At 58.9% G+C, this 2,035-nt stretch carries 3 protein-coding genes; all 3 read left to right on the top strand.

Going from position 1 to position 2,035, the window contains the following annotated elements; all coding sequences use genetic code 11:
• A partial coding sequence (locus AC1DRJ_RS25600) for a DUF1722 domain-containing protein (protein WP_477804614.1) occupies positions 1-131 on the top strand: 131 nt, incomplete at its 5' end.
• Complete coding sequence (locus tag AC1DRJ_RS25595) at positions 131-1,072, top strand: MerR family transcriptional regulator (protein ID WP_477804613.1); 942 nt, start codon at positions 131-133, stop codon at positions 1,070-1,072. The genes AC1DRJ_RS25600 and AC1DRJ_RS25595, both read left to right, overlap by 1 nt.
• A gap of 20 nt (positions 1,073-1,092) precedes the next feature.
• Positions 1,093-2,035 (top strand): cryptochrome/photolyase family protein (locus AC1DRJ_RS25590; RefSeq protein WP_477804612.1); only part of this gene is annotated, 943 nt, incomplete at its 3' end.

Below are 2,035 nucleotides of genomic sequence, written 5' to 3'. Positions count from 1 at the left end.
GCATCGTGCCGCTGGTGGTGCCATTGACCCTGCTCAAGCATCACTTCCGCCAGAACCCGGATACTTACATCGCGCAACAGGTTTACCTGCAGCCGCATCCGGAAAATCTCAGTCTGCGAAACGCGATTTAATGAAAGCCCTAATCGACTCGAGCGCCAGCGAAGACCTCGGTGATGATTTCAAAAAGGCCCTGGACGAAGGTTGGCTGCCGATCCGTGAAGTGGCGCGCCAGACCGGTGTCAACGCCGTGACCCTGCGAGCCTGGGAACGGCGTTATGGCCTGATCGTTCCGCAACGCACACCCAAAGGCCATCGGTTGTTCTCAGCCGAACACGTTCAACGCATCCTGACCATCCTCACCTGGCTCAATCGCGGTGTGGCTGTCAGTCAGGTCAAGCAACTGTTGGACATGCCGCAAGCGTTTACCGAACCCGTCGAAAACGATTGGCAAGTGCTGCGCCAGACACTGCTGCAAGCGGTGTCACACCTGAACGAACGCGCCCTCGATGACACCGTCAATCAAGCCATGGCGCTGTATCCACCGCGAACCTTGTGTGAACGCTTGTTGCTGCCGTTGCTGGCGGAACTGGAACAGCGTTGGCAGGGCCAGTTTGGCGCGCAGATGGAGCGGGCGTTCTTTTATTCCTGGTTACGCAGCAAATTCGGCGCACGCATCTACCATAACAACCGTCAGTTACGCGCCGCGCCACTGCTGTTGATCAATCAGTCGGATATGCCGCTGGAACCTCACCTGTGGCTCACCGCTTGGCTGATCAGCAGCGCCGATTGCCCGGTGGAAGTGTTCGACTGGCCCGTGCCCGCGGGCGAGCTCGCGATGGCGGTTGATCACCTGCAAGCCCGCGGCGTGCTGCTGTATTCCAGCAAAGCCATAAACCTTTCGCAGCTGCCAAAACTTTTGAACGGTGTCAGTTGCCCAAAAATAATTGCCGGGCCCACGGTACGTATCCATCACGCCGAGTTGCCCGTAGGAACTGCCGAGATCGCTGATTTGTCCTTCGCCGAAGACCCGTTATCGGCGCATAAGGAACTTGTTCTGCGCGGGCTCATTTAATGAATCGTCCGGACACCACCATGCAATTGATCTGGCTGCGCAGCGATTTGCGCCTGAACGACAACACCGCCCTCTCGGCTGGCGCAGCGCGCGGCCAGGCGGTGGCGGTGTATCTGTTAAGCCCGGAGCAGTGGCTGGAGCACGATGATGCTCCGTGCAAAGTGGATTTCTGGCTGCGCAACCTGAGCGAGTTGAGCCACGCGTTGGGCGAACTGAACATCCCTTTGTTGATCCGCAAGGCATCAAGTTGGAATGACGCTCCGACAGTGCTGCTCGACCTGTGTCAGCAGTTGAAGATCGACACCGTACACATCAACGAGGAGTACGGCATTCACGAAAGCCGTCGTGATGCGGCGGTGGCCCAAGTGCTGAAGGCCAATGGCATCGATCTCTGTAGCTACCTTGATCAACTGCTATTCAAACCGGGTACCGTGCTGACCAGGACCGGCACCTACTTCCAGGTCTTCAGTCAGTTCCGCAAGGTCTGCTACGACAGATTGCGCGGGTCATTGCCAAAGCGGGTCGCCCCCCCTGCCGTCCAAACGCCATTGGCGATCAGCAGCGACACCGTACCATCCAGCGTTGAAGGTTTCGCAACACCCAGCGACAGCTTGCGCAAACTCTGGCCCGCCGGTGAAACCGAAGCCCGACGCCGTCTCGATGCCTTTGCCGACGCCCAGATCGACTATTACAAAGACGAACGCGACTTCCCGGCCAAACCCGGCACCAGCCAGCTCTCTGCCTATCTCGCTGCCGGTGTCATTTCGCCCCGCCAGTGTTTGCACGCGGCCCTGCAATGCAATCAGGGCGAGTTCGACAGCGGAAAGGTGGGCGCCGTTACCTGGATCAACGAGCTGCTATGGCGCGAGTTCTACAAACATATTCTAGTGGGTTACCCACGGGTCTCCCGCCATCGCGCCTTCCGCCCGGAAACCGAGGCCCTGGCTTGGCGCGATGCACCGG

The sequence above is a fragment of the Pseudomonas sp. P5_B2 genome, assembly GCF_056400445.1.
Note: the sequence above shows the minus strand (reverse complement) of the source record. Positions and strands in the feature narration are given on the sequence as shown.